1 protein-coding gene is annotated in these 1,325 nt (G+C 36.9%); it reads right to left on the bottom strand.

The window, feature by feature from the left end:
* Positions 1-233 precede the first annotated feature (233 nt).
* Positions 234-917, bottom strand: coding sequence for a trimeric intracellular cation channel family protein (locus tag C9J34_RS12350; RefSeq protein ID WP_107840194.1), 684 nt, complete (start codon positions 915-917; stop codon positions 234-236).
* Between the last annotated feature and the right edge of the window lie 408 nt (positions 918-1,325).

Here is a 1,325-nt window from a genome sequence, read left to right as displayed (position 1 = left end):
CTTTTAGGTTAACTTCTACTAAGAGCGAGCTCGAAAAAAATCCGGACGCAATTATGCTGAGGCGTAATTGATGTGCTGGAAGGTGTCTACGTTTTCTACTGTACTAAACTGTCCAATTCTGGCTACAATTTGTTTCGCAAAGATAGTGCCTATAGGAATATGACTGCATTTGTGATAACGAACAGGACAAAATAGCATGCAGAAAAAGGTGAATCGAAAACAATTAAAACAAATTACTTACCATTTTTAGAGCTGGATTTTCTAACAGCCTTCTTAAAAAGCATTACTAAGTTTAAAGGTATCTGACTTCTACTATTTTCATCATAATGACAGGGGAGAGGGAGTCGCCACTTGTAGTGAATGGCAGACATACGGATTGCGATGACAATAAGAACAATCAGCGTGAGTTCGATAGGAGAGCTCCAGCCAAACCAAATAGGAATAGCACATAGAATGGTTAGAATAGCATGAATTTCTTCCTTCAATGCAAGTGGTTTTCGACCAGCGATAGTATCTCGAATCAGTCCGCCGCCCACACCAGTAAACAGCGCTGCCAAAATCATCAAGCCTAAATCATTGGAAAAAGCTTCGCTAGCTAGCATTGCACCTTGAAGAGCGAAGGAAGCAAGACCAATCGAATCAAAAAATAACCCCCAGCGTCTCCAATGGTCAATCCACTTTAGCGGAATTAATATGATGATGGTTAATGTTATGGACACCGTAAAAATAGCGGAATGCTCCCAAAGTTCAGTAGCAGGGACACCAATAATTAAATTTCGAATCAGTCCGCCCCCAAAGGCTGTGATAAAGCCTAATGCATATACCCCAATAAAAGAAAATCTCGCTTCAAGAGCAACAAATGCGCCAGTCGCTGAATAAGAAATAATGCCGATAAAATGTAGAACAATCCAAGACATGCTTCCAAAAGCCTCCTTATTATTTTTTAGTAGGCAGCACAATTTCTACACAAAAAAACTCCACCACAAGAAGTCTTATCAAAAGACCTTGTAGTGGAGTAATTAATTAGCAATTCCTACTAATGAACCAATCCAGCTATTTGAAAATATAAATAGTGCTCTAACAAAAGGTTTTATTAGAATACCATTTTAAAAGAGTGTTTATTTCTTTCATTATACTACGCTGTTTAAAAAGAACAAGATGGTTATAAAGTAATTTAATTTTTATACAATTTTTTAGTACAAAGCGAAAACTCCTATCATGGTTTGTCTAGACAACAACTACGCTGCGCGGGTTTTTATTTATATAAAATTATTCACTAGCGTCGCATTAAAATAATTCAATACGAAAAATAAATCTGACTTTTC

It is taken from the genome of Metasolibacillus meyeri (assembly GCF_003049505.1).
Classification (GTDB): domain Bacteria; phylum Bacillota; class Bacilli; order Bacillales_A; family Planococcaceae; genus Metasolibacillus; species Metasolibacillus meyeri.
Note: the sequence above shows the minus strand (reverse complement) of the source record. Positions and strands in the feature narration are given on the sequence as shown.